The sequence below is a fragment of the Sphingobacterium sp. UBA865 genome (genome assembly GCF_002295765.1).
GTDB classification, from domain to species: domain Bacteria; phylum Bacteroidota; class Bacteroidia; order Sphingobacteriales; family Sphingobacteriaceae; genus Sphingobacterium; species Sphingobacterium multivorum.
The window spans coordinates 212,600-236,420 of record NZ_DBGB01000019.1 but is presented as its reverse complement, the minus strand read 5'-3'; the positions used below and the strand labels follow the sequence as shown (position 1 = coordinate 236,420).

Genomic DNA, 23,821 nt, shown 5'->3' with positions numbered 1-23,821 from the left:
ATATCTTTATTTAAACTTACATTCTATCAACGTCTGACCAAGTATTTCTACCTTTTCAGCGAGTGCAAATATCGAATTTACTTTTGATTTCTGCAAGTTTATTTTTTATTTTTTTTCATTTAAAGAACTAAGCAAACTTTCGTTGTTTTGAACCGTTGTTCCCTTGTTTGCTGATGCAAAGATAGACACAAAACTCACTTTACAAAAATATTTGTCAAAAAAAAAAGACAGTTTTTGGCAATTATACTGATATGCAGCACAATAATTTTTGATTGCATATTTACCTGTTTTGGTTATTTGGCTAATATACTATCTTTGGGCATGCAAATTTTACCGCAATCACTTTCAAAACTTACCCGATACTCCGTACTATTTACGGTACTTTTAATGGGATCGGCCGAATTGAAAGCTCAAAATATTATTCAAAAATTGAGTAAAAAATTTCTTTCCGCTGAAAGAGATTCTACACGTTCCGGTAGTTTTATGGTTTTACCGGCCGTTGGTTATGCGCAGGAAACGGGCGTTGAATACGGCCTGGCGAGCGCTTATAATTTTTATCTGGACAAATCTGATCCCAAAATCCGCACCTCTACGGTCATGGTCATGGGAACCTTTACATCCAATAGTCAGTCCAATTTCAAACTGCAGACAGATCTTTGGACTAAAAACAACGACTACCATCTGATTAGTGAAATGCGTTACCGTAATTGGCCCTTTAACTATTATGGCGTCGGTATGGACACCTGGAAGGCAGATGAAGAACGCATTGATCAAAAATTATTTCGCGTCAAACTCGAAGCTGAGAAAAAAATCAGCAACAACCTCTATTCGGGCATCAACATTCAATACGACAACTTCACCATTCGTAGCGATAGTGCCGATCGTATTTTCAATCATTCCGATCTTATTGGAAAGCATGGCGGGCAACAGTTACTTGTAGGTATTTCGCAATTGTTTGACAATAGGGATAACGTTTCTTATACAACAAGGGGGTATTATGCTAAATTGCGACTGGCCTATGCTCCAAAGTTATGGACAAGTACTGATTTTACGGGGGCAAACCTCGACGTGGATCTGCGTGGCTTTATTCCCCTGCACAACCAAGTCACACTGGCCCTGCAAGGAATCTTTCGTTCCACATTTGGAAAAACCGTCCCATTTTACAACTACCGTGAGCTCGGTGGAGACATGATGATGCGCGGATATTACCTCGGACGTTACCGGGACAAGAATTACCTTGCCTCCCAAGCTGAACTGCGTTATCGCTTTCATCCACGCTTTGGTATTGTTGGTTTTTCAGGGCTAGGATCAACCTTTTCAAAGGAAAATAGCAGCCGATATGTCGCAAGTTATGGCGGTGGCTTAAGATATTTCTTTAGTCTCGAACACAATAGCAGCATACGCTTTGATTATTCCTTTGGCGAACAAAGACCTGGAGAAAAACGACAATCGGGTTTCTATCTTTCCCTAAGTGAAGCTTTTTAATAAACAAGAGCATCCATAAATATATGGATGCTCTTGTTTATTCTTGCCGAATGACAGCTACCTGTTCCTCTTCGCTCTCCTCTCCTGTATCCTTAAACTTCAGATAAAATATTTAATGCCTTAGGGAACGTGGCCCATGACTGCCTATCGACAGCCAAAAAATGGTCGAAACAGTAGCCTAAAATCGTATCAGAAAATGCTCTTTTCGTTGTTCTTTTCTAAAGTAAACCAACCCAATTCGGTATAGATCTATGGTAACCACAACACGATTATCCTGTTTCAGCTTGTTCCAGTAGGCTTCCCTTTTCGCTGACACATGGGGTTCGTTTATAATCAATAGATCTCGATCGCCAACATTTCCCAAAAAATTCAGGTCAAGATCGTCCAGGTCGATATAATAAATATGTCGGTACGCATAGCTTCCGCATTGGTCCTGCAGAAGACTCTGATAACTTTCGATCGGACGATCGGCCCAATAACTAAAATTGTCGTAAGCGAATGTGTTTAATAACCGATCGATTAATGCATACTTTTTCTGCTCTACCTTGCTTCCGTTTTGAATAGTTTGCGGTAATTCCGAAACGCTCTCCTTGGATGTCTTTTGATAGATCACTTCGTCTACCAATTTATAAACAAAAGGGGAATGGGTCCCATGGCGACTATGGGATACAAAATAATGCCGCCAATACTTAAGCATGTAGTTCATTTCGCTGCAAACATCGCTAAATTTTATGATTTTTCACATGGAACATCAGGTTTAATTCCACTGAATACATACGGTTAAATTAGCTAGGCTACATAATATCTTTAAAACTGGAGAACAAAAACACTCCCTTTTCCTTCCGTACTATTGAGGAAAATAGTACCCTTGTGCAAAAGCATGATCTGTTTACTTAGGGTCAAGCCGACTCCTGTACCCGTCTTCTTTGTTGTAAAAAATGGTGTAAAGATCTGCTCCTGAAGATCGGCAGGAATTCCTGCCCCGTTATCTTCAATCCGAATCTGCACCTTGCCGTCCACTTCAAGAGCAGATAAACTAATATAGGCTTCTTCCCTATTTTTAACCGCATCTATCGCATTCAACATTAAGTTAATAATAACCTGTTCGATCAAATTGACGTCGGCAGATAAAATAAGCCTTGTATTTTTTAGGATAATATCGACATCAATATTTTTCTGGATCAAGGTTGGTTCAAGCAGTTGATAGATATGTTCAAACAGCTGTGAAATTTGAATCGGTGCTAGCTGAGGCTGATCGACTTTATTGATCATGCGATAACTCTTCGCAAAATGCAAAAGTCCTTCGCTACGACGTTTGATGGTGGAAATGCCTGTTTTTAGATCATCAATATCTTCAGTTCCTTTGAAATGGTCCAAACGACCGTTTAAGGTTTCAGCCAGTGAGCTGATCGGAGCAATGGAATTCATAATTTCATGCGTCAGTACGCGCAATAATTTGTGCCATGCCTTTGTCTCAGTTTCATCAATTGCTTCATTGATATTTTGGTATACAACAATGCGAAACAAAGCATCCTGTGTCTCAAAGCTTGAGCTTTGAATCAATAATTTAATTTTCCCTTTACTTGACTGAACGGACTCCATCTGCTGCTGTCCGTTTTCAAGTAACATGGTTTTTTCATAAAGATCATTGTTTTTTTTCTTCAGTCCCGTGATGTTTCCAAGATGTGGCAAATGAAATAGCTGCTTGAAAGCATCATTCACCCACATGACCTTACCACTGTCCATCTCATAAAAGATAATCGCCGAATTCAGCATATTGATCACACGGTCCAGATATTGATGCTGAATTTCCTGTTTAATACTGATCTCCTTATATGTTTCGTTGATCTGATTAAAGGCAAGGAAAAGCTTTCCTTCTACTGATTTTGTGTTTTTCACCAAAAAACGTCTGGTAAAATCACGGTATTTGACCGCTTCGGAAAATTCAATCAACTGCTTGGCCAAAAAATTATATTGTGCATATAGGTTAAAACCCAGGTAAAGCATCATACAGAAGATCAAAGCCGCCTGTACGTATTCACGTTTTAACAGCAAATAAGCACTCACAAGAGCAGCTACCAACAGTAATATAATCTTGATCGCATTTAAGATTTTTCCGTGCCTCATCGACTAAATATCATATTTCTCCAAACGTCTATAAAGCGCAGCTCTTGTCAATCCCAATTCTTTTGCTGCCTTACTGATATTTCCGTTGTAACGCTCAATCGCAGATTTGATTGCTTTACGTTCCAATTCTTCCAAATTTTGACTGCTAGCGCTAGTTTCAACAACGTGGTTATCTACTTGCTGTTCGATTGGTGAGAAAAAAAGGTCATTTCCAGCGATACTAAGCTGATCTGCCATAATAACAGCACGCTCGATGCTGTATTGAAGTTCCCGGACGTTGCCCGGAAAATGATATGCACACATTTTTTTTACCGCATCCGGTTCAAAGCCTTCAATCCGTTTATTATATTTTTTCGAATAGATATCGAGAAAATGATCAGCCAATAGCTTGATATCCTCTCCCCGTTCACGCAATGGCGGTACCTGAATTTCCACGGTATTGATCCGGTAAATTAAGTCTTTTCGAAAACGGCTTTCATCTGCAAGCTGTTTCAACGGCACATTGGTTGCTGAGATTAAGCGGATATCCACCGGGATCGGTTGATAGGAACCCAACGGTGTCACCTGTCTATTCTGGAGTACGGTCAACAATTTAGCTTGTTGCTGCAAAGAGATATTTCCAATTTCGTCGAGGAACAATGTCCCTCCATTTGCCGCTTCAAATCGCCCTTGACGGTCTTCACGTGCATCCGTAAATGCCCCCTTTTTATAACCGAAAAGCTCACTTTCAAACAATGTTTCTGTCAGCGCCCCGACATCGACCTTGACATAAGTCCGATCTGAACGCAAGGATCTTCGCTGAATGGCTTGAGCAATGAGGTCTTTCCCTGTCCCATTTTCACCTAATATTAAAATATTGGCATCTGTCGGCGCTATTTTCTCCAATTTATATTGCAGTTCGTCCATAACAACAGAGTTACCAATCAAATCAGGACTGTTCGCACTACTGAGCAGAGAACTTTTACTTTTCTTTTCTTTGTTTTTTGATTCAGCAAGCGTGCTTTCGATCGTCGCCAATAAATGCTCATTTTCCCAGGGTTTCACGACAAAATCTGACGCCCCCTGTTTCAGCGATTTTACAGCGAGATCTACAGCTCCATAAGCGGTAATCATAATGACATGTACCTGTGGAAACTTTTCTTTAACCCGGGACAACCAATATAATCCCTCATTACCAGTATTAATTGTACTTTTAAAATTCATATCTAAAAGTACCAGATCATAAGGTGTCTTCTCCAGATGTGCGATTAAGTTCTCCGGATTGGGTTCAACTTGAATATGACTAACTTTAGGTTTAAGCAAGATTCTTGCCGCAGTTAATAAATCCTGGTCATCATCAACGACTAAAATAGATGCTTTTTTCATACTTACTGACTTCATTGAAGATACTAAGATAATTATAAATTCAATGAGCCTGCGTAATAATCATTGATATATTTTTGCAGCAGCCATTCATACTGCTTGACGACCAATTGAATCTGACTGTTGTCGAATTTCGTTTTTGCGGTCAAAAAAATCACTGAATTACTGTTTCCCAATTCGAAAACGACTTTGGCTATGCGAAAAGACTCCGCGTAGTTTTCATTTTGACTACGTAATTGTGTAATCATGTTACTTGCGTTCTGCAAATTAAAAACCGCATTGGACGTCGCCGACCGTAAAACATTTTGTTGGATCTCTTTCTGAAATTTAGCAGCTTGTAGATCTAATTTTGCCAGGCGGACGTTGTTATATACTTGCAAATGATTAAAAATGGGAATTGAGAGATTTAGAGAAATAGATTTTCCCACGTTATTACGCATTTGGGACCAATACGTTCCTTGAATCCCCAATTTTGAATAATTTGATCCTAAACCAGCGCTCAGACTCAAAGACGGGTAATAGTATGATTTCGCAATCTTAATATCCCGCTCCGCCACTTTTATCCGATAATCCAAAGCTTTAATATCAGGCAATTGGTCGACAGCCATATCATATAATTGCTTCTCATCCAAACGCTGTCCTGTCTCATTTATTCCGATATTGTCCAATTCCCCTAATTGATTTTCCGCCATATTCAATAAGGCCGCCAGTTTCACCCGGCTACTGTATAGTAACTGACGATTATTTTCAATCGTGTTGACATCATTTGCCAGTTGTCCTTTCAAATCAAAATAATCCCCAGGGTTAATTGCGCCTTCCTTATGCATGCTCTCCGCACGTCTGACCTGCTCTCGGGTTACTTCAGTCTGCATTTCGGATTGCCGAAATATATCCTGGGCAGTCAAACTTTGAATATAAGCGGTAATAACATCTAGTTTTAGGTTATTAATCTGCGTATCAAAAGTCAATTTACCAGCTGTCTTTGCATCAGCACGCATCCGAATTTCGTTAAATAGACGAAACCCTCTAAATAACGGCAGGCTGGCTCCCAAAGAAAAATTCCCTGTTGAGTTGTTGGATGAAATATATTGAAGGGTCGAGTTATCCTGCGATCTACCTGAGGTCAGGCTATGTTGTAGGCTCGCATCGACATCGGGAAGTCTATTCGCTTTAGCCTGTGCCAAATTCACCTCGGCACGCTTCACATCGAGTTCATTCTGCAATAAGGTTGGATTGGCCTTTATGGCCAACTGGATACACTCAGCTAAGCTTCGCTTGGCAATTTGTTTATCGTCGACCGCTGCAATTGTTGCTGTCCCCGACACTCTTTCCGTTAGTTGCTGCTCCGTCTGTTGCGCCCCTGCCTTAGCATAACTCAATAAAAAGCATAATGTACTATATATATAAACTCTCTTCATATCCAGTTTTTATTTTCTTGCTGACCATCGCCATGCCAAACAACAAAAACACTAACTATCAAACAGATACAAAAAACATATTTTCAAAAATGTTCATTAATGAACAGTCGGTGTGCGTAGTTGGACAATAAAAATCCACAAGAGTATAAGTAGGAACATGATGGAAATCAAGTTCAGTATTTATTCGTTTATTCAATGGATATACATCGGAGTTTCTTCGGTTTTTATTCGCTTTCATCCGAATGAGGTCCGAATAAGGTCCCTATAAAGTCCGTATTAGTTCCGTGTAAATTAAGAGAATTGATATATTTAAATTGAAGATTCTTCTCCGTTGCAACTTAATAAACTATACATAAATCAATGTGTACTCCAATAGAACTAACGTACCTTACCACAACCTGTGGTTATATTTGCTCAAAGCACTTCAGTTGCCACAATAAACAGCGAAAAACTTCCAGTTGTACGTCTTCGTACAAGAAGTGTCCGCTATCGAACACCGAGCGCCAAACAAAACAAAATAAACAACTATAAATCAGTAAATTAAATTATTGGCACAGCTTTCATAGTTACATACAAAATTGATATTAAATTATGGACAGACCTTTAGAAAAGAAGAAGTGGAATAGCAAACGTATCATGACTATTGTGGGGGTTGCTGGCTTAGTTGGCTTAATCAGTGCCAGTTTCTATTTTACCTCCGGCAAAAGCAAACTGAATGTTGAAGCTGACCGCATCTCTATTGTCGAAATAAAAAATGGAAACTTTCAAGAATTTATCCCGATAAATGGCACCGTGCTTCCTATTAGTAGTATATACCTCGATGCTTCTGTTGGCGGACGCGTCGAAGAAAAATTTGTAGAAGACGGGGCTATCTTAAAAAAAGGGGATGCAATCATGCGTCTTTCCAATACCGATCAGGAGCTTACCCTGGTACAACAAGAAACGCAAGTGCTCAATCTATTGACACAGTCACAAATTGCGCAGACCAATGCACAACAAGCATCAATTAACAACCGCAACCAAATGGCTGATGTAGAACAGGCCTATCGTGAAGCGGAGCGGATCTATAATCTAAACAGAAAATTACTTAACGAAAAAGCCATTGGTACACAAGAGTTCGAAAAATCAAAGAACGAATACAACTATCAAAAAGAACGGGTCAACTTGACCAAACAGATCCTGAAACAGGACGAAATCTCCAATGCACAAAAAACCAATCAGGACAAACAAACTTACCAACGCACGCAGAGTGCATTGGAACTGATGAAAAGGAAAATTGGCGACTTGATTGTTAGGGCACCTGTTGACGGGCAATTGACAGCCTTCGATGCTGAAATCGGACAAAATAAAAACGCCGGGGAACGGTTGGGACAAATCGACGTCTTAACAGGATTCAAAGTGCGCGCTGATATTGACGAACACTATATCAACCGTATTTTCCCAGATCTACAAGGTGAATTTTCTATCGGTGAAAAAACCTACAAACTCCGTATCAAGAAAGTCTATACACAAGTCACCAATGGCCGATTCCAGGTTGACATGGAGTTTATCAATGATGTTCCCAAAGGGATCCGCCGTGGACAGACTTTACAAATACGTTTGGCATTAAGCGATGAAACCAAAGCGTTATTGCTGGCAAAAGGCGGTTTTTATCAACAGACCGGTGGTAACTGGATCTTCAAATTGGATAAAAATGGAAGTACAGCATATCGTGTCGATATCCAATTAGGAAGACAAAATCCGGAATATTATGAGGTTATCAAAGGTCTACAACCGGGCGATAAGGTTATCGTATCGAGCTATGAGACCTACGATAAGGTGCAAGAGCTAAATATTAAAAAGTAACATCCTAGCGGTTATCGAGCACATCAGATCTCTCGATAACCGCTTTTATCATACGACTTAATTATGATTAAAAACTTTATTAAAACCGCACTTCGCAACCTTTGGAAAACCAAGGGGTACAGCTTTCTTAATATTTTTGGATTGGCGGTCGGTATCGCTGCGGCATCGTTGATTTTTTTATGGGTTGAAAGCCAGTTGGGCTACAACGATAATTTCGCCAACAAAAAGAATATCTATGTTGTCAAATCAAAACAGACTTACGATGGTGCTACTTATGTATTCGAATCGACACCTGGACCATTTGCCCAAAGCGTAGCAAAAGAAATACCCGGTATTAAGCATGCCGTTCGCATGAGCTGGAATTCGCCCATGTTATTTTCTGTAGGAGACAATAATATATTTCAGACAGGGGTATATGCCGATGGCTCCATTGCAGATGTGCTTTCCTTGGATTTTTTGGAGGGTGATCGAAAGACCGCCTTCGATCAGGTCAACAATATCGTGTTATCAGAAACAGCTGCCCATAAATTATTTGGTAACCGCCCGGCATTGGGAAAAACCGTCAAAACAAACAATACTGAGCCATTTATTGTTGCAGGGGTAATCAAGGACCTACCCAAAAATAGCAGCTATGATTTTCAATGGCTGATTCCTTTCAAAAAGTTTGAAGCTGGTCAGGATTGGTTGGAAAACTGGGGAAACAATGGCGTACAAACATTGGTTCAGGTCGAAGATAATGCCAATGTTGACCAGATCAACAAACAGATGATGGATTTTGTCAAACGCAAAACCAATGGTGAAGTCACGTTCTCACAAAATTACCTCTATCCAATGGAACGTTGGATTACGTACAACCAATTTGACAATAGCGGAAATGAAATAGAAGGCGGTATTAAAAATATACGTCTATTTACCTTTATTGCTTGGGTTGTTCTATTAATTGCCTGCATCAATTTTATGAATCTCGCAACAGCAAGGTCAGAAAAAAGAGCAAAAGAAGTGGGTATGCGTAAAGTTGTTGGCGCAAGCCGCAAATCTTTAGTGACGCAATTCCTAGGGGAATCGCTCGTATTGGCAACCATCTCTTCCTTGGTAGCCTTGTTGCTGATTTACATCTTTATCGGTCCTTTCAATGCAATGATAGGCCAAGAGCTGAAGGTTAATTTATCGGCACCTTTACACCTCCTTTTTCTGTTGGTAATTACCCTTGCCTGTGGCCTATTTGCAGGTAGCTATCCCGCATTTTTCCTATCCGCATTCAAACCACTAACGACAATTAAAGGTGCGAAGCAAAAAGCCGGAAGCGGAAGTCTTGTACGCAAAGGATTGGTGATTTTACAATATACGGCATCCGTCGTTTTGATTATCTGTACCATTATTATCTACCAACAGATTCAGCACAACAAGAACAGGGATCTCGGATTTGATAAGAGTCAGGTGTTGACAACAGCGCTACAAGGCGATATGGCCAAACATCTCCCACTGATTAAAAATCAATTATTGGCAACAGGAGTTGTGCAAGAGGTCGGTGTCAGTGATATGAGTATACTCAATATCAACTCCAATACGTCCGGTTTTAGCTGGGATGGAAAAGATCCAAATGCTAGTATTTTGATTGGCATGTTACGTTCTGATGAAGGTCTTATTCCAGCTTTGGATCTAAAGCTTTCTGACGGTAGAAACTTCCATCAAAATTTTGTAGGTGATAGCACCTCGGTTATCATCAACGAAGCATTTGCAAAACTGATCAAAAAAGATGGCCTTGTGGCCGGTAGTATCATCAGTTACGGTGAGGAAAAGTTCACCATCGCCGGTGTCGTCAAGAACTTCGTTTATAACAATGTGTATGCCGATCCTGAGCCGATGCTATTTCTACCGATGAATAGAGATAATGGCATCATGACCATCAAGACAAAGGCTGGAGTAGATTTACCAGATGCCATTCAACAAATCGAGAAGGTCATCGTCAAAAATAACCCGGGCTTCCCCTTTGACTATAAATTTTTAGATGATAGTTTCAATAATAAGTTTAAAGCTGAGCTTTTTGTACAGCAACTATCCAGTGTATTTGCACTGATGTCTATCATTATATCCTGCCTAGGCCTGTTTGGTTTAGCCGCCTTTGCAACAGAGCAACGCGCAAAAGAAATCAGTATTCGTAAAGTCCTGGGGGCCTCTGTTTCGGGACTTATCCAAATGCTCAACCGTGAATTTGTTACGCTTATAGCGATCTCCTGTATCATTGCCTTTCCTATTGCATGGATGATTATGAGCAAATGGTTAACCAACTATGCACATCATGTAGAGATTTCCTGGACCATCTTTGTCATCAGTGCTGTAGCAGCAATTGTAATTGCCCTACTGACGATCAGTTCACAGGCATTTAAAGCAGCGATAGCCAATCCGACGAAGACTTTAAGAGATCAATAAACAATTAAATAAACAGAATTTAATAACAGAAATAATAACTGTCCAAGGCAATATCGCCAAGGATCCAAAACATAAAAACCATGAGCACAAAAAATATGATCAAGATCACAAACCTTCAAAAGTATTACCGCACTGAAGAAGTTGAAACCGTCGCATTAAACAACCTAAACATTCATGTCAAAGAGGGCGAGTTTGTTGCTGTAATGGGTCCTTCGGGCTGTGGAAAATCGACTTTACTCAATATTATCGGATTGCTGGATGATTTGGATGAAGGAAGCTATCTGTTCAACGAGATTGAAGTTGCCAAATTCAAAGAACGTGGTCGCTCAGATCTCCGCAAACATAACATTGGTTTTGTATTCCAGAGCTTCAATCTAATCGATGAACTAACAGTATTTGAAAACGTGGAACTTCCACTGGTTTATACCAATGTTCCAGCTGCAGAACGCAAAAAGCGTGTAGAAGAAGTTTTGGAAAAAGTCCAGATCATGCACCGCCGAAATCACTTTCCACAACAGCTCTCCGGAGGTCAGCAACAACGTGTGGCTGTTGCTCGCGCTGTCGTGAATAATCCAAAATTGATTCTTGCCGATGAGCCTACGGGTAACCTCGATTCCAATAATGGTAACGAAGTCATGCAACTCCTGACTGAATTGAACGAAGCCGGCACAACCATCGTCATGGTAACACATAGTGAACACGATGCAAAGTTTTCTGACCGTGTAATCCGCATGCTAGACGGGCAAGTGATTATGGAAACAACTTCGGTATAAAGACACACATATATAACCAAGATATTTATCCTAATAACCTGTAAATGATGAGCACGATTAAATTAATTTTCAGACAACTATGGCGTAACCGTCTTTTCACATTTTTAAATGTATTTGGGCTTGCCATCGGAATAAGTGCCTGTTGGCTTATTTTCCGTATCGTCAATTATGAATTTAGTTTTGATCAGCATCATCCGAAAAGTGAGCAGATTTACAAGGTCCATACCTCCTATGAAGAAAAGGATAAATTAGATCATTTCGATGGTGTTCCCGCACCATTACCGGCATATATTAAGGAAAACTTTGTTAGTGTTGAACTGACTGTACCCATCTTTAAACAATACTTCGAACGTGTCAGTAATATTGGCGGCACGCAGAAAATAGAGTTTGAAGATCAACCCGATATCATCGGTACCACGGGAGACTATTTCAAAATGACACCTTATGTTTGGTTAGCTGGCGACCAAAGGAATATACTAAAAAATAGCCATGAAGTCATCCTGACAGAATCGCGGGCTAAATTGTATTTTCCAAACAGGTCAATAGACCAAATCATAGGACAGACTTTGTCCTATGATAGTACATTATACAATGTCACCGGCATTGTAAAAGATCTAGCCCATCCAAGCAGCTTTTTGGGTAAAGAATTTATCCAGATTCCAGAAAAGGAATGGAATAGCACAAACTGGAACAATTCAAATTCAAATTGGCAGCTCTTTATTAAGGTAAAATCATCGGCTTCCCTTCCTAACCTCATAAAGACAGCCGATAAAAAGGCCTATGAGATGACGCATGCCGAATTTGACAAGTTTGGGTTTAAAATGCATGTAAACACAGTACCTTTAAAAGACTTACATTTTACTTCTTACGCGCAAAATAATGTTAATAAGAAAATAATGTATGGCCTAATCGGCATAGGTATATTTTTGCTTTTACTCGCCTGTGTCAATTACATCAATCTCGCTACCGCCCAAATCCCACAACGCGCGAAAGAGATTGGTATCAGAAAGACATTAGGAGAAAGCCAGAAAAGAATTACAAAGTCCTTTTTGTTGGAAACATTTTGCATTACAGCTTTTTCGGTGCTTTTATCTTGGCCTTTACTTATTCTCATTCAAACAGTTTTAGCCTCCTATATTCCCGATCAGCTCAAGTTGTATCCCGATCCATGGGGAGTATCGCTATTTTTAGCAACACTTACAATCACGATTACCTTAATTTCCTCAGGTTACCCGATTTTATTAACAAATAAAGTCAAGATTGTTGAAGTCATTAAAATCTCAAATGCGCAAAGTCTCAAATTTGGCAATCTTTCTTTTCGGAAAATGCTCATTATATTTCAATTTTTGATTGCTCAGCTATTTGTTATTTCAACTTGCATCATTGGTCTACAGTTGAAACATGCGCTACAGAATAACTCCGGCTTCGATAAGGATGCGATTATTACCCTACGTTTCCCGAGTAAAAGCTACCAGGACAGTAATGTTGATCCTTTTGTTTTTAAGCAAGCGATTAAGCACATCACAGGTGTAGAGCAGGCTTCCTTGGGGCATCTGCCCATGAGTAACGATCATTGGGGAAATGCCTTGTTTGCGAAAAGTGATACGGGACAGGTACAGGCAGATGTACAAATGAAATTTGTCGACCAAGATAACTTTAAGCTCTATAATTTTAAAATGCTTGCTGGCCGCCCGCTGCAGTTGGCCGATACGAGCACTGGCATCGTGTTAAACTTAGCCACCGTTCAAAAGTTAGGCTTTAAATCTGCTGAAAATGCTGTAGGTAGCTTTGTCACGTACACAGACAAACAGCGGCAGATTGTGGGTGTAACCGACAATTTTCACACAAAAAATCTGCATGCAGCCATTCAACCTGTTGTCATGCTGAGCTCTATTAAAAAATGGGAATTAAACAGACTAAGCGTCAAACTCAATAGTAATTCAACTACCTGGCCGGAAACTTTAAAACAGATTGAGAAAGAATGGAAAAAATATTATCCAAAAGCCCCATTCAAATATGATTTCTATGATCAGCAAATCAAAGAACTCTATAGCAGTGATCTAAAATTCTCGAAGATTATCAATCTATTTACATCGACGACAATTCTCATCAGCTGCCTGGGATTGATCGGTCTGGTTACCATCACCACGGTACAACGTACCAAAGAAATCGGTATTCGAAAAGTGTTGGGAAGCACGGTATTGGGGATTATTGGATTATTATCAAAAGATTATATCAAACTTATACTCATTTCTATTTTGATTGCTACCCCAATTGCTTGGTGGGCGATGCACAAATGGTTGGATGATTTTGCGTATAAAATAGAGCTATCCTGGTGGATGTTTATTATTCCGGCTGCCGCAACCTTACTTATTGCATTTTTTACGATGAGCTACCAATCCATAAAAGCGGCACGTGCAAATCCAGTACATAGTTTAAGAGATGAATAAGATGATAAAGAAGCTCATTAATGAACAATACAACTAACACCTGTCCCTATGATAAAGAATTATTTAATAACCGCAATTAGAGAATTAAGGAAAAGAAAATTCTATACCGCTATCAATATATTAGGTCTGTCGGTCAGTCTTACTGCAGCGATATTAATTATTTTTTGGGTACAGGATGAACAGAGCTTTGATAAATTTCACCCAAACTATGAGGCAATATATACCGTAAATTCCCATTTGGATCCAGAACATAACGGCGCAATTTGGGGCATAACTCCCGGCCCTATAGGCAACTATGCCAAAAATGCACCCGACGTAGAATTTGCAACGCGCGTTTCACAGGATTATAATGTTACCTTGGTCAACGATAAGCTGAAACGCCCTGTAACGGATATGAGTATCTATTATGTTGATGGCAGTTTTTTTAATATGTTTCGTTTTCCCTTACAAGAGGGCTCGCTTGTAGGTTTTCAGGAAAATTATAAACAGGCACTGGTCACAGCATCAACAGCAGAAAAACTCTTTAGCAGCCAGCAGGCCATTGGAAAGACCTTCCGTTATGGTGCAGATCTGTTCACCGTAGCCGCTATCTTAAAAGATGTTCCACAAAATTCCTCGATGCAATTCAATGTGATCATTCCATTAGGTTATCATGCACAACGGTTTACAAATTGGGGCGGTAATGGAAAATGGAAAACAATCGATGAAGACTTAGGCAATTACAGCTTCGCTACCTACGTCAAAGTAAAACCAACGGCTTCTCCTACCCTCATTGGAAAATTTATCTCGGAGAATTATACCAAAGCCCGCGATGGTGAAAATTCAACCATCTTTGTTTTAGATCCTTTAAAAACCATGCACTTAATCGCCCCGGACGGCAATAAATCGACACTTCGCATGGTGCAAATTTTTGGGATCATTGCAATCTTATTATTGGTTATTGGTGCAGTAAATTATGTCAATTTGAGTACTGCACGGGCATTGGACCGGGCCAAAGATGTTGGCATCCGAAAGATAATCGGTGCTAATCGTCTCCATCTATTCTTACAGTTTATCACCGAAACGGTTGTTGTATTCTTTTGCTCGCTCGTAATAGCTTTCATTCTTATCCTTGTACTTCATACTGGATACAATCAAATTGCACAAAAATCAATCAGCTACTCCTTCCAAAACAGTACAATATGGTTATATATAGGTGTTGCGATTATCGGCACACTAGGCTTATCCAGTATATATCCTGCGATACAACTTTCCTCATTCAATCCCATTCATTCGTTAAAAGGAAAATCAGTTAAAGGAGTTTCCTCAACGACCATGCGTAAAATATTGGTGGTTTTTCAATTTACACTTTCTGTAACACTGATTGTATGCACCTTGGTTATCCGCAATCAACTGGATTTTATCCAAAAGATCAACCTCGGATACGACCGAGATCATGTCATTACACTTGGTCTTCCTGAGGAGGCCTACAAACATATGGACGCCATACAGACCGAACTCAAAAATAACGACGCAATACAAGGAGTCTCTCTTTCAAGTGTTTACAACATGACGGATTTCGGAAATGCCACGGGCGATATAGATTGGCCTGGCAAATCCAAAGACAACAAGCTAATCGTAGCGCAAGCCAAAATTGACAAGGATTTTATTCCGTTAATGAATATACAGTTCGTTGAAGGGAAAAATTTCACAGGCCTGCCAGCGGATTCTTCCGGATATATTATCAACGAGACCTTAGCAAAACAAATGGGGTTAAAGCCGCCATATGTGGGATCCAATATGAGTTTCCACGATTTCCCTGGACAAATTATCGGTGTGGTGAAAGATTTTCACTTCAAATCCATCAAAGATAAAATAGGTCCAATGGTCTTCTGGACGCGCTGGGGATCGGGCACGCTTTATGTAAAAACAAGTACCACAAAAGCCGCTGAGGCCATCAAAGCCTTAGAGAAGGTTTATAACCGCTATCCATCAGACGCTCCTTTCAAATATACTTTCATTGATCAACAATTTGATAGTCTATACAAATCCGAACAGCGTACAGGTTTGTTGTTCAATGTTTTTGCAGGTATTGCCATTTTTATATCTGCTTTAGGTCTGTTTGCATTGGCAACTCACGAAGCGCAAATGCGTATAAAAGAAATCGGCATCCGTAAAGTTCTTGGAGCTAGCACCTTTGGTGTCGTCCGGCTATTGGGAAAAAATTTCGTGCTACTCGTTTCCATTTCCATTCTGATAGCCTGTCCCATAGCGGTTTACCTGATGAAACAATGGTTAAGCAATTTTGCATATAAAACAGATCTAGAGCTGCAAACATTTGTCTTCGGTGGTATTTTGGCCTTGCTGATCGCCATTGTTACCGTCAGCTACCAGGCTGTTCGGGCAGCTTTATCCAATCCCGTAGATAGTTTAAGGGACGAATAAAAACGAATATAAGAAAGTGGATGATTGGCATGTATACACTGGCACTTAAGAAATAAAGCTATGATCAAGAATTATATAAAAATAGCCTGGCGCAATATCCAGAAAAACAGAGGATACTCGACCATCAATATCATTGGCCTTGCAATAGGTTTGGCCTGTTGCCTATTGATCGCAATTTATGTTCAGAACGAACTTTCCTACGATAAATATCACGTAAACAAAGAGCGGATTTACCGCATCGTACACGACTATAAAGATGTTAGCAGCACAGAGCAGCATCAAATCTGGGGCAATGGACCTATTGGTGAAGCTATCAAAGCAGACTTTCCAGAAATCGAGAAAGTTGTTCAATTCTCGGGTCAAACATCTATCCTGCTCAAACAGGGCGATAAAAGATTCCAGGAGGAAAATGTATTTTTCATGGACTCCACTGCATTTGATGTCTTCAGTTGGAAGGTTTTGGCCGGCGATCCTCATACAGCTTTAAAAAACGCCTATTCTGTTGTATTAACAGAAAGTACCGCAAAGAAATATTTCGGAGATCAAAATCCCATTGGCAAGACGCTGGAGGGAGGTTTAGCTGCGGGCCGTGCTGACGCAGGTCTATATACTGTAACGGCAGTAATGGCCGATGTACCTGCTAATTCACACTTTACGTTCGATGCATTGCTCTCGATGAGTACATTCCGAAAAGCACGGCCAGACGTATTTAATAAAGAAGGCTGGGATTATGTAGACTTCTACACGTACTTTCTCGCTTCAAAAGACTTTGATCCTGTAAAGTTCGACCAGAAAATACCGGAGTTTCTCAAGCGGCATCTCCCAACAAATGAAAACCCAAATGCAAAATACAATTTCCATATCGAGCCACTTCTGCAAGCTTACATGCACTCGTCTGCAGATCGTCAACCCGGTACCAATGGAAGCTATCAGAATTTATACATATTCAGCATTATTGGCGGATTCATCTTACTGATCGCCTGTGTGAACTTTATGAATCTGGCTACATCAAGGTCAATGGAAAGAGCAAAGGAAGTAGGCGTACGAAAAACCATAGGAGCAAGCAAAAGCAATCTGATCTTTCAGTTTATGTCTGAATCATTGGTTCTTGTATTCGTCAGTAGTATTTTGGCTATACTGCTCGTTATGGCCTTTCTCCCCTTTTTGGAAGTATTCTCGGGCAAACACCTCAATTATTCATCCCTGAAAAATGGGACGACCTGGGCAATATTCCTATTCACTACCATTTTTACGGGACTTCTTGCCGCCAGCTATCCCGCGTTGATTCTAGCAAATTTCAAACCGATTGCAGTACTTAAAGGAAGTTATAGCAACAGCAAAGGTGGTACATTATTACGTCGCGTATTAGTTGTTTTCCAATTTTGCCTTTCTATTGCGCTCATTGCAGGTACAGTCGTCGTCTTTTCTCAACTAGATCAATTACAGCACCGAGATCTTGGATTTCAAAAAGATCAACGGCTTGTGATAGATTATAATTTCGATGATAAGGTAAACAATAACCTGGAAGCGATAAAATCTACACTAGCAAAAGATAACGATGTTTTGTCTGTCACTGCATCACGTACGGTACCGGGAACATTTTTTCCAAATGCAGGAACAGAAATCATGTCAGCAAACGGAACGATGAGTCAATTCGCTCCTTTCTTATATGAAGTCGATGTTGACTTTATTCCTAATATTGGTCTGCAAATGGCCGCAGGGCGTGCCTATTCCAGAGATTTCCCAGCGGATACGGCCCATTCACTTGTTATCAATGAATCTGCTGCAAAACAATGGGGCTATTCAAATCCACAAGATATTATTGGCAAACAATTTCGTCAATGGGGAAGAGAAGGAACGGTTATCGGTGTAGTGAAAGATTTCAATTACCTTTCTTTACACCGTAAGATTGAGCCTTTAGCTTTGCGACTTGAACCAAGCAGCAGCCGGTATTTAACCTTGAATATCCAACATGTAAACCAGCCTGAGACCGTTGCCAGAATCGGCAAGCTGTGGAATGAACTTGTACCAAACCGTCCATTTTTATATAGCTTTCTCGACGACAATTTCAATCGACAATATGAAGCGGATTTTAATTTTAGAAGACTTTTTACAGCCTTCTCCGGACTGGCACTTTTTATTGCCTGTTTAGGTTTATTGGGACTTGTTACGTATACAGCCCAACAGCGTACCAAAGAAATCGGTGTACGGAAAGTTCTCGGTGCATCCATCTATAATTTAATCCTCCTGCTCTCTTCCGACTTCATCAAGTTATTGGCTGTAGCGCTCCTCATCGCGACACCGCTATCTTGGATGGCGATGAAAAAATGGCTTGACAACTTTGCATACCATATTGAACCACAATGGTGGATGTTTGTCTTTGCTGGTTTTGCTACAATCACTATCGCATTAGTAACGGTGAGTTTTCAAACACTCAAGGCTGCCAAGGCAAATCCTGTAGATAGTTTAAGAGACGAATAACAATATAATTTAATCCCATCACGATATTCCAGCTATGAACAACCTCCTATTAAAATCGGCAATTCGACAACTTTGGAAGAATAAACTATTCTCCCTATTAAATATTATTGGACTAGCCATCGGTATTACGTCATGTTGGGTCATATTTAAGATTGTCAATTATGAGTATAGTTTTGAAGCTGGAGTTCCTCAGCTTGAACGAACCTATAGGATCATTTCTCAGTTTAAAAATGATGGCAAGGATAATTACAATGGGGGATTGGCCAAGCCGTTTTATCAGGCCATCCGAAAAGAAATTCCGGGCGTGGAACTGGTCGCTCCAGCATTCAGAAATTATCAAATGGAATCTGTCACAATCAACAAGGGACAAAAAAATCAAAAACTTGTCGAGGACTTTGATGGGGCTGAAGGCAATGTGACGGAGACTACCAGCGACTACTTCAAGCTCGTTGGCTACAAATGGTTAGCAGGTTCACCAGAGAAAGTATTTTCAACTGCCAACGACATCGTATTGACAAAAAAAAGGGCAGCCATTTATTTCCCAAACCAGGCTGTCCAGGGCTTAATCGGCAAAACCATCTTTTATAACGACAGTATACCCAAAACAGTAACTGGCATTGTTGATGACCTTGGCTTCAACACGGAGTTCAATGGCACAGAATTCGTCTTGCTTAAAGAAGAAGTCTACCCACTGAATGTCTGGACGAATACCAATGGTACTGACAGACTTTATATCCGATTAAAAGATGGTGTAAAAGACCTTCCAATCCAGGCAGCTATCAATAAGATCGGACAAAAAAAATGGCAGGAATTCAGCCAGGAAAAAAAACCGAAGTTTGACTACAACCGTAAGGTCGTAGTCATGCCACTAAAAGATTCCCATTTTGCAGTACACATAAAAGAATGGTACGCCGAAAGAACAAGCAAAACCGTTATTTATGGGTTAATTGCCGTAGCTGCTTTTCTGATGCTTTTGGCCTGTATCAACTATATCAATCTTAGTACGGCACAAATACCAGCGCGGAGTAAAGATATTGGTGTCCGTAAAACATTGGGAAGTAGTCAGGGAAAATTAGTTAGCCAAATTATTTTTGAATCGCTTTTAACCATTGCTATTGCACTTGTTTGTTCGGTCTTTCTGACGAAACTGGCCTTTTTCTATTTTCAGGAAATGATTCCGGAGAAAGTAAAGGATTTTACAAGTTCGACGACATCCATGCTGTTTATCGCAATTTTACTGACCGTAACGACTTTAATTTCCTCGGCATATCCTTCTTGGTTAATTAAAAAGGTACAGCCTGTCAATTTATTTCGGGCTGGCAAGCAGTTTCAAATCGGAAAAACACAAATCAACCTTCGGAAAACATTGATTGTATTCCAATTCTTTATTGCTCAATTTTTTACGGTTTCAGCACTCATTATCGGCCAACAACTCTCCTATACCCTCAACAAAGATATGGGATTCGACAAAGATGCTGTTGTTACCTTCGATCTACCTTCCAAGCTCATCAACAAATTTTATGAGGAAAAACTGGATCAAAGTAAGAAACAAACACTCCTACATGAGATCCAGAAAATAAAAGGTGTTTCGGCAGCGTCAATCGGCAGCAAGCCCTTATCAAATAATTATTCATCATCTTGGTTTCATCGACAAGACGCTACGTTAAAAGAGAAAATTTCATCCGATATTTTCTTTAAAAATGCGGATGCAAATTATATCACTGTCTATGACATGAAGTTAATTGCGGGCACCAATCTACCACAATCCGATACTGTCAATGCTTATATTATTAATGAATCTGCTGTCAAGGCGTTCGGTTTCAATTCGCCTCAAGATGCTATTGGGAAGTCAATTGGTCAAGAAGACAGTACCTTCCCGATCGTTGGCGTTATTAAAGATTTTCATGCCCAGGAATTCTATAAAGAGATCACACCTTTGGCTTTGCGCAGTTTTAGCCGTGGTGCCTATACCTTCAATATAAAACTATCGGGAAACAGCAAAGAATGGAAAACCAGTATTGAAGCGATCAACAAAGTATATACGCAGTTTTTTCCGGAACTCCCCATAGAAATAAAGTTCTACGATGAAACGATTGCGTCACTCTATCAAAAAGAGCAAAATCTGGCCAAATTAATTAACGTGAGTACAATTGTTGCTGTTTTGATCGGTTGTTTGGGCCTCTTTGGGCTGATTACCCTTGCGGCTTTCCAACGCAGCAAAGAGATTGGTATCCGTAAAGTTTTGGGTGCAAGTATTCCAAGTATCTTTCATTTATTGGCTAAAAACTTTGTACAGCTTATTTTAATCAGCATTCTTATTGCCGCACCCTTGACCTGGTGGACCTGTAGCAAGTGGCTGGAAGATTTTTACTACCGCATCGATCTTACGGCAACACCTTTTCTATTAGGCGCTGGGCTAGCACTATCTGCGGCGGTACTGACCATTAGTTTTCAATCGATCAAGGCAGCTATCCAAAATCCCGTAAATAGCTTACGGGACGAATAGCAACACTAGAATATCAAATTGGGGTTAACAAAAAATGAAATAACAATGATTGGAAATTCACTTAAAACAGCCTATCGTTTTTTAAAAAAACATAAGTTGATCACGTTTATCAATATCACCAGTCTCGCGATTGGCATTACGGCGACGCTGGTTATTTTCTTAATGATCCAATACGACTACAGTTTTGATAAACACGTTCCAAATCAAGAACAGGTCTATCGTGTTGTCAATAATGGTGAATTTAAAAATGCCGGTGTTTACGTACCATTGGTTCGTACCATGGAATCGGAATTACCGAACTTAGAAGCAGTAGCCCCCATTTATCGAAGCCATATTCCCAAACTAAAAGTTTCAACCGCGACGGATAAATTCCAAACTTTTCCAAAAGAGCAAAAGATGGCTTTCACCAACAGTCAATACTTCGATATTTTCCCTTCGAAATGGTTGGCTGGAAGTCCTAAGGCTTTGAATTCATCCGGAAATATTATCCTTACACAGAAAACACTAGAAAAGTTTTATGGAAAAGAACTGCCTGCAAATGTAATTGGCAAAACCATCATCTATGCAGATAGTATCCCACTTCAGGTCGCTGGTGTAATCGAAAATCCACAACATAATTCGGATTTTAATTTTGATAGTTTCATCGCTGATGCGACCATCGTCCAAGACAACAACCTAAAGAAGATGTATAGTTGGGAAGCTTGGAACAGCATCTCTGATTCACATCAGGTACTCATCAAGACAAAAGCACACAGCAATCCGCATCTTTTGGAACGAAATATTGCTAATCTCCTTAAAAAATATAAATACAAAGAAGGTGAAAAAATCAACGATAAACTTGAATTACAAGCCTTATCTGATGTTCATTTCGACACGCGATTTAATTATGAAGCGACTCATCCAGAAGCACTTCGCAACCTCATTTTACTGGCATTCTTCCTGTTAGCCCTAGGGGCGGTAAATTTTATCAATTTATCCACAGCACAATCCATCGAAAGAGCTAAAGAAGTGGGTATTCGCAAGACATTGGGTAGCTCTAAGGCAACATTAATTAAACAATTCTTACTAGAGACATTTCTGATTACCTTATCGGCGACAATACTCGCGGTTTTATTGCTTCCTTTGTTCTTACATGTTTTTGAAGGATTTATTCCCAAAAACTTAAGTTTAGACCGTTTAGACAAAACCGTTATTCTTTTATTCTTATTCGGGCAACTTATCGTGGTCACCATTCTTGCGGGGTTTTATCCAGCTTGGGTATTGACAGGATACGCTCCTGTATTGGCACTCAAAAACCAGCTTGGAAAAAACACCAATCTTTCCCGAAGCGTATGGGTCCGCAAAGCACTGACTATTTTCCAATTTGTCTTAGCTCAGGCTTTTCTGATTTGTGTACTCGTTGTCGTGCGGCAGATCAATTACGTCTCCCATCGAGACATGGGTTTTCAGAAAGACGCGATCGTCAACATCAATATTCCTGGAGCTTTCCAAAATTCTACAAAAGGTCTCGTGCTTAAAAATGAGCTCAAAAAATTGCCGGATATCAAAGCGATTAGTTTTGGGAACATTGCACCCGCGATGAACGGCTGGATGACCACAGGAATCACTTATGATCAGTCGCCAACAAAGGAATCGCTAACATTCGATAGCCGCTCAGGTGATGAAAATTATTTGGAAGTCTATCAAATTCCACTTCTGGCAGGAAGGAATATACGTTTACTGGATTCAACCAGTGAAATGCTGATCAATAGAAAAGGACTTGAGCTACTGCATATCAAAGATCCCCAGGATGCCATTGGTAAAACTTTCGAAAATGGGCAGAATATCATCGTTGGTGTAATGGAGGATTTTGATCTAGCCTCTGCCCGACAGGCGGTTAAACCAGTCTTGTATACAGGCAGTAAGGAAGGATACGTACTCCATATTGCATTGGACCAATCGCATCCCGAAAACTGGAAAAATACCATTGATAAAATAACGGCTAATTATAAATCGGTCTTTCCAGACGACGAACTGGATCTGAAATTTTTGGATGATGTCGTCCAAAATTTCTACACCCAAGAAAAACAGCTTTCTAAGCTTCTATCATGGGCAGTAGGGCTTTCAATCCTGATTGCTGGCCTAGGTTTATTTGGATTAGCCATATTTACGGCAAATCAACGCACAAAGGAAATTGGAATCCGTAAAGTATTGGGGGCATCTGTTTTCCAGATAACCTTTCTACTGCTTCGGAATTTGCTATCATTGGTTGCAATAGCCTGTCTAGTAGCCTTTCCAATTGCTTATTATTTTATGCAGAGCTGGCTCAATGAATTTGTCTATCGAACCACGATAAGTCCCTGGATTTTTGGACTGTCTGCACTGGGCTTGATTGCATTTGCAAGTCTTGTATTATCAACCAAAAGTGTCTTTGCAGCAAAAGCAAATCCGATCAATAGTCTAAGGGATGAATAAATCAGCGGGTAAAAGCAATAAGCGTACTCCTGTGCATAACATATATTAAGAACTTAAAACCCCATA

Annotated in this window: 13 protein-coding genes; 9 read left to right on the top strand and 4 right to left on the bottom strand. The window is 40.0% G+C overall.

The window, feature by feature from the left end; all coding sequences use genetic code 11:
* The first annotated feature begins 321 nt into the window (after window positions 1-321).
* Window positions 322-1,485, top strand: a complete 1,164-nt coding sequence (locus B2O97_RS10695; protein WP_286767379.1) for a BamA/TamA family outer membrane protein — start codon at window positions 322-324, stop codon at window positions 1,483-1,485.
* A gap of 178 nt (window positions 1,486-1,663) precedes the next feature.
* Here the strand turns inward: B2O97_RS10695 and B2O97_RS10690 are convergent, their stop codons facing one another.
* The 4 genes from B2O97_RS10690 to B2O97_RS10675 all read right to left on the bottom strand — a co-directional run bounded on the left by B2O97_RS10690 (window position 1,664) and on the right by B2O97_RS10675 (window position 6,392).
* Window positions 1,664-2,182, bottom strand: a complete 519-nt coding sequence (locus B2O97_RS10690) for a hypothetical protein (protein WP_286752375.1) — start codon at window positions 2,180-2,182, stop codon at window positions 1,664-1,666.
* A gap of 110 nt (window positions 2,183-2,292) precedes the next feature.
* On the bottom strand, window positions 2,293-3,612 hold the full coding sequence (locus tag B2O97_RS10685; protein ID WP_286767378.1) for a sensor histidine kinase: 1,320 nt from the start codon (window positions 3,610-3,612) through the stop codon (window positions 2,293-2,295).
* A 3-nt stretch (window positions 3,613-3,615) separates the two neighbouring features.
* The gene (locus tag B2O97_RS10680) at window positions 3,616-4,992 is read right to left on the bottom strand and encodes a sigma-54-dependent transcriptional regulator (RefSeq protein WP_286767377.1); all 1,377 of its coding nucleotides are present in this window, start codon (window positions 4,990-4,992) and stop codon (window positions 3,616-3,618) included.
* Between the two features lie 17 nt (window positions 4,993-5,009).
* On the bottom strand, window positions 5,010-6,392 hold the full coding sequence (locus B2O97_RS10675) for a TolC family protein (RefSeq protein ID WP_286767376.1): 1,383 nt from the start codon (window positions 6,390-6,392) through the stop codon (window positions 5,010-5,012).
* A 591-nt stretch (window positions 6,393-6,983) separates the two neighbouring features.
* Between B2O97_RS10675 and B2O97_RS10670 the strand changes: the two genes are divergently transcribed.
* From B2O97_RS10670 to B2O97_RS10635, 8 genes are all read left to right on the top strand, one after another.
* Window positions 6,984-8,237, top strand: a complete 1,254-nt coding sequence (locus tag B2O97_RS10670; RefSeq protein WP_112373733.1) for an efflux RND transporter periplasmic adaptor subunit — start codon at window positions 6,984-6,986, stop codon at window positions 8,235-8,237.
* 63 nt (window positions 8,238-8,300) lie between these two features.
* Complete coding sequence (locus B2O97_RS10665; RefSeq protein WP_286767375.1) at window positions 8,301-10,667, top strand: ABC transporter permease; 2,367 nt, start codon at window positions 8,301-8,303, stop codon at window positions 10,665-10,667.
* A 95-nt stretch (window positions 10,668-10,762) separates the two neighbouring features.
* Complete coding sequence (locus B2O97_RS10660; protein WP_046672289.1) at window positions 10,763-11,440, top strand: ABC transporter ATP-binding protein; 678 nt, start codon at window positions 10,763-10,765, stop codon at window positions 11,438-11,440.
* Between the two features lie 44 nt (window positions 11,441-11,484).
* On the top strand, window positions 11,485-13,890 hold the full coding sequence (locus B2O97_RS10655; protein WP_286767374.1) for an ABC transporter permease: 2,406 nt from the start codon (window positions 11,485-11,487) through the stop codon (window positions 13,888-13,890).
* 48 nt (window positions 13,891-13,938) lie between these two features.
* Window positions 13,939-16,314, top strand: coding sequence for an ABC transporter permease (locus B2O97_RS10650; protein WP_286767373.1), 2,376 nt, complete (start codon window positions 13,939-13,941; stop codon window positions 16,312-16,314).
* Between the two features lie 60 nt (window positions 16,315-16,374).
* Entirely contained in the window at window positions 16,375-18,795 is a 2,421-nt protein-coding gene (locus B2O97_RS10645; RefSeq protein ID WP_286767372.1) for an ABC transporter permease, read from the top strand.
* 34 nt (window positions 18,796-18,829) lie between these two features.
* Window positions 18,830-21,301, top strand: a complete 2,472-nt coding sequence (locus B2O97_RS10640; RefSeq protein ID WP_286767371.1) for an ABC transporter permease — start codon at window positions 18,830-18,832, stop codon at window positions 21,299-21,301.
* Window positions 21,302-21,346: 45 nt separating this feature from the next.
* Complete coding sequence (locus B2O97_RS10635) at window positions 21,347-23,755, top strand: ABC transporter permease (protein WP_286767370.1); 2,409 nt, start codon at window positions 21,347-21,349, stop codon at window positions 23,753-23,755.
* Window positions 23,756-23,821 lie beyond the last annotated feature (66 nt).

What these genes read in the sequence shown, in the direction of transcription:
- B2O97_RS10695 (WP_286767379.1), top strand. Translation starts at nt 322, where the DNA reads ATGCAAATTTTACCGCAATCACTTTCAAAACTTACCCGATACTCCGTA.
- B2O97_RS10690 (WP_286752375.1), bottom strand. Translation starts at nt 2,182, where the DNA reads ATGCTTAAGTATTGGCGGCATTATTTTGTATCCCATAGTCGCCATGGG.
- B2O97_RS10685 (WP_286767378.1), bottom strand. Translation starts at nt 3,612, where the DNA reads ATGAGGCACGGAAAAATCTTAAATGCGATCAAGATTATATTACTGTTG.
- B2O97_RS10680 (WP_286767377.1), bottom strand. Translation starts at nt 4,992, where the DNA reads ATGAAGTCAGTAAGTATGAAAAAAGCATCTATTTTAGTCGTTGATGAT.
- B2O97_RS10675 (WP_286767376.1), bottom strand. Translation starts at nt 6,392, where the DNA reads ATGAAGAGAGTTTATATATATAGTACATTATGCTTTTTATTGAGTTAT.
- B2O97_RS10670 (WP_112373733.1), top strand. Translation starts at nt 6,984, where the DNA reads ATGGACAGACCTTTAGAAAAGAAGAAGTGGAATAGCAAACGTATCATG.
- B2O97_RS10665 (WP_286767375.1), top strand. Translation starts at nt 8,301, where the DNA reads ATGATTAAAAACTTTATTAAAACCGCACTTCGCAACCTTTGGAAAACC.
- B2O97_RS10660 (WP_046672289.1), top strand. Translation starts at nt 10,763, where the DNA reads ATGATCAAGATCACAAACCTTCAAAAGTATTACCGCACTGAAGAAGTT.
- B2O97_RS10655 (WP_286767374.1), top strand. Translation starts at nt 11,485, where the DNA reads ATGATGAGCACGATTAAATTAATTTTCAGACAACTATGGCGTAACCGT.
- B2O97_RS10650 (WP_286767373.1), top strand. Translation starts at nt 13,939, where the DNA reads ATGATAAAGAATTATTTAATAACCGCAATTAGAGAATTAAGGAAAAGA.
- B2O97_RS10645 (WP_286767372.1), top strand. Translation starts at nt 16,375, where the DNA reads ATGATCAAGAATTATATAAAAATAGCCTGGCGCAATATCCAGAAAAAC.
- B2O97_RS10640 (WP_286767371.1), top strand. Translation starts at nt 18,830, where the DNA reads ATGAACAACCTCCTATTAAAATCGGCAATTCGACAACTTTGGAAGAAT.
- B2O97_RS10635 (WP_286767370.1), top strand. Translation starts at nt 21,347, where the DNA reads ATGATTGGAAATTCACTTAAAACAGCCTATCGTTTTTTAAAAAAACAT.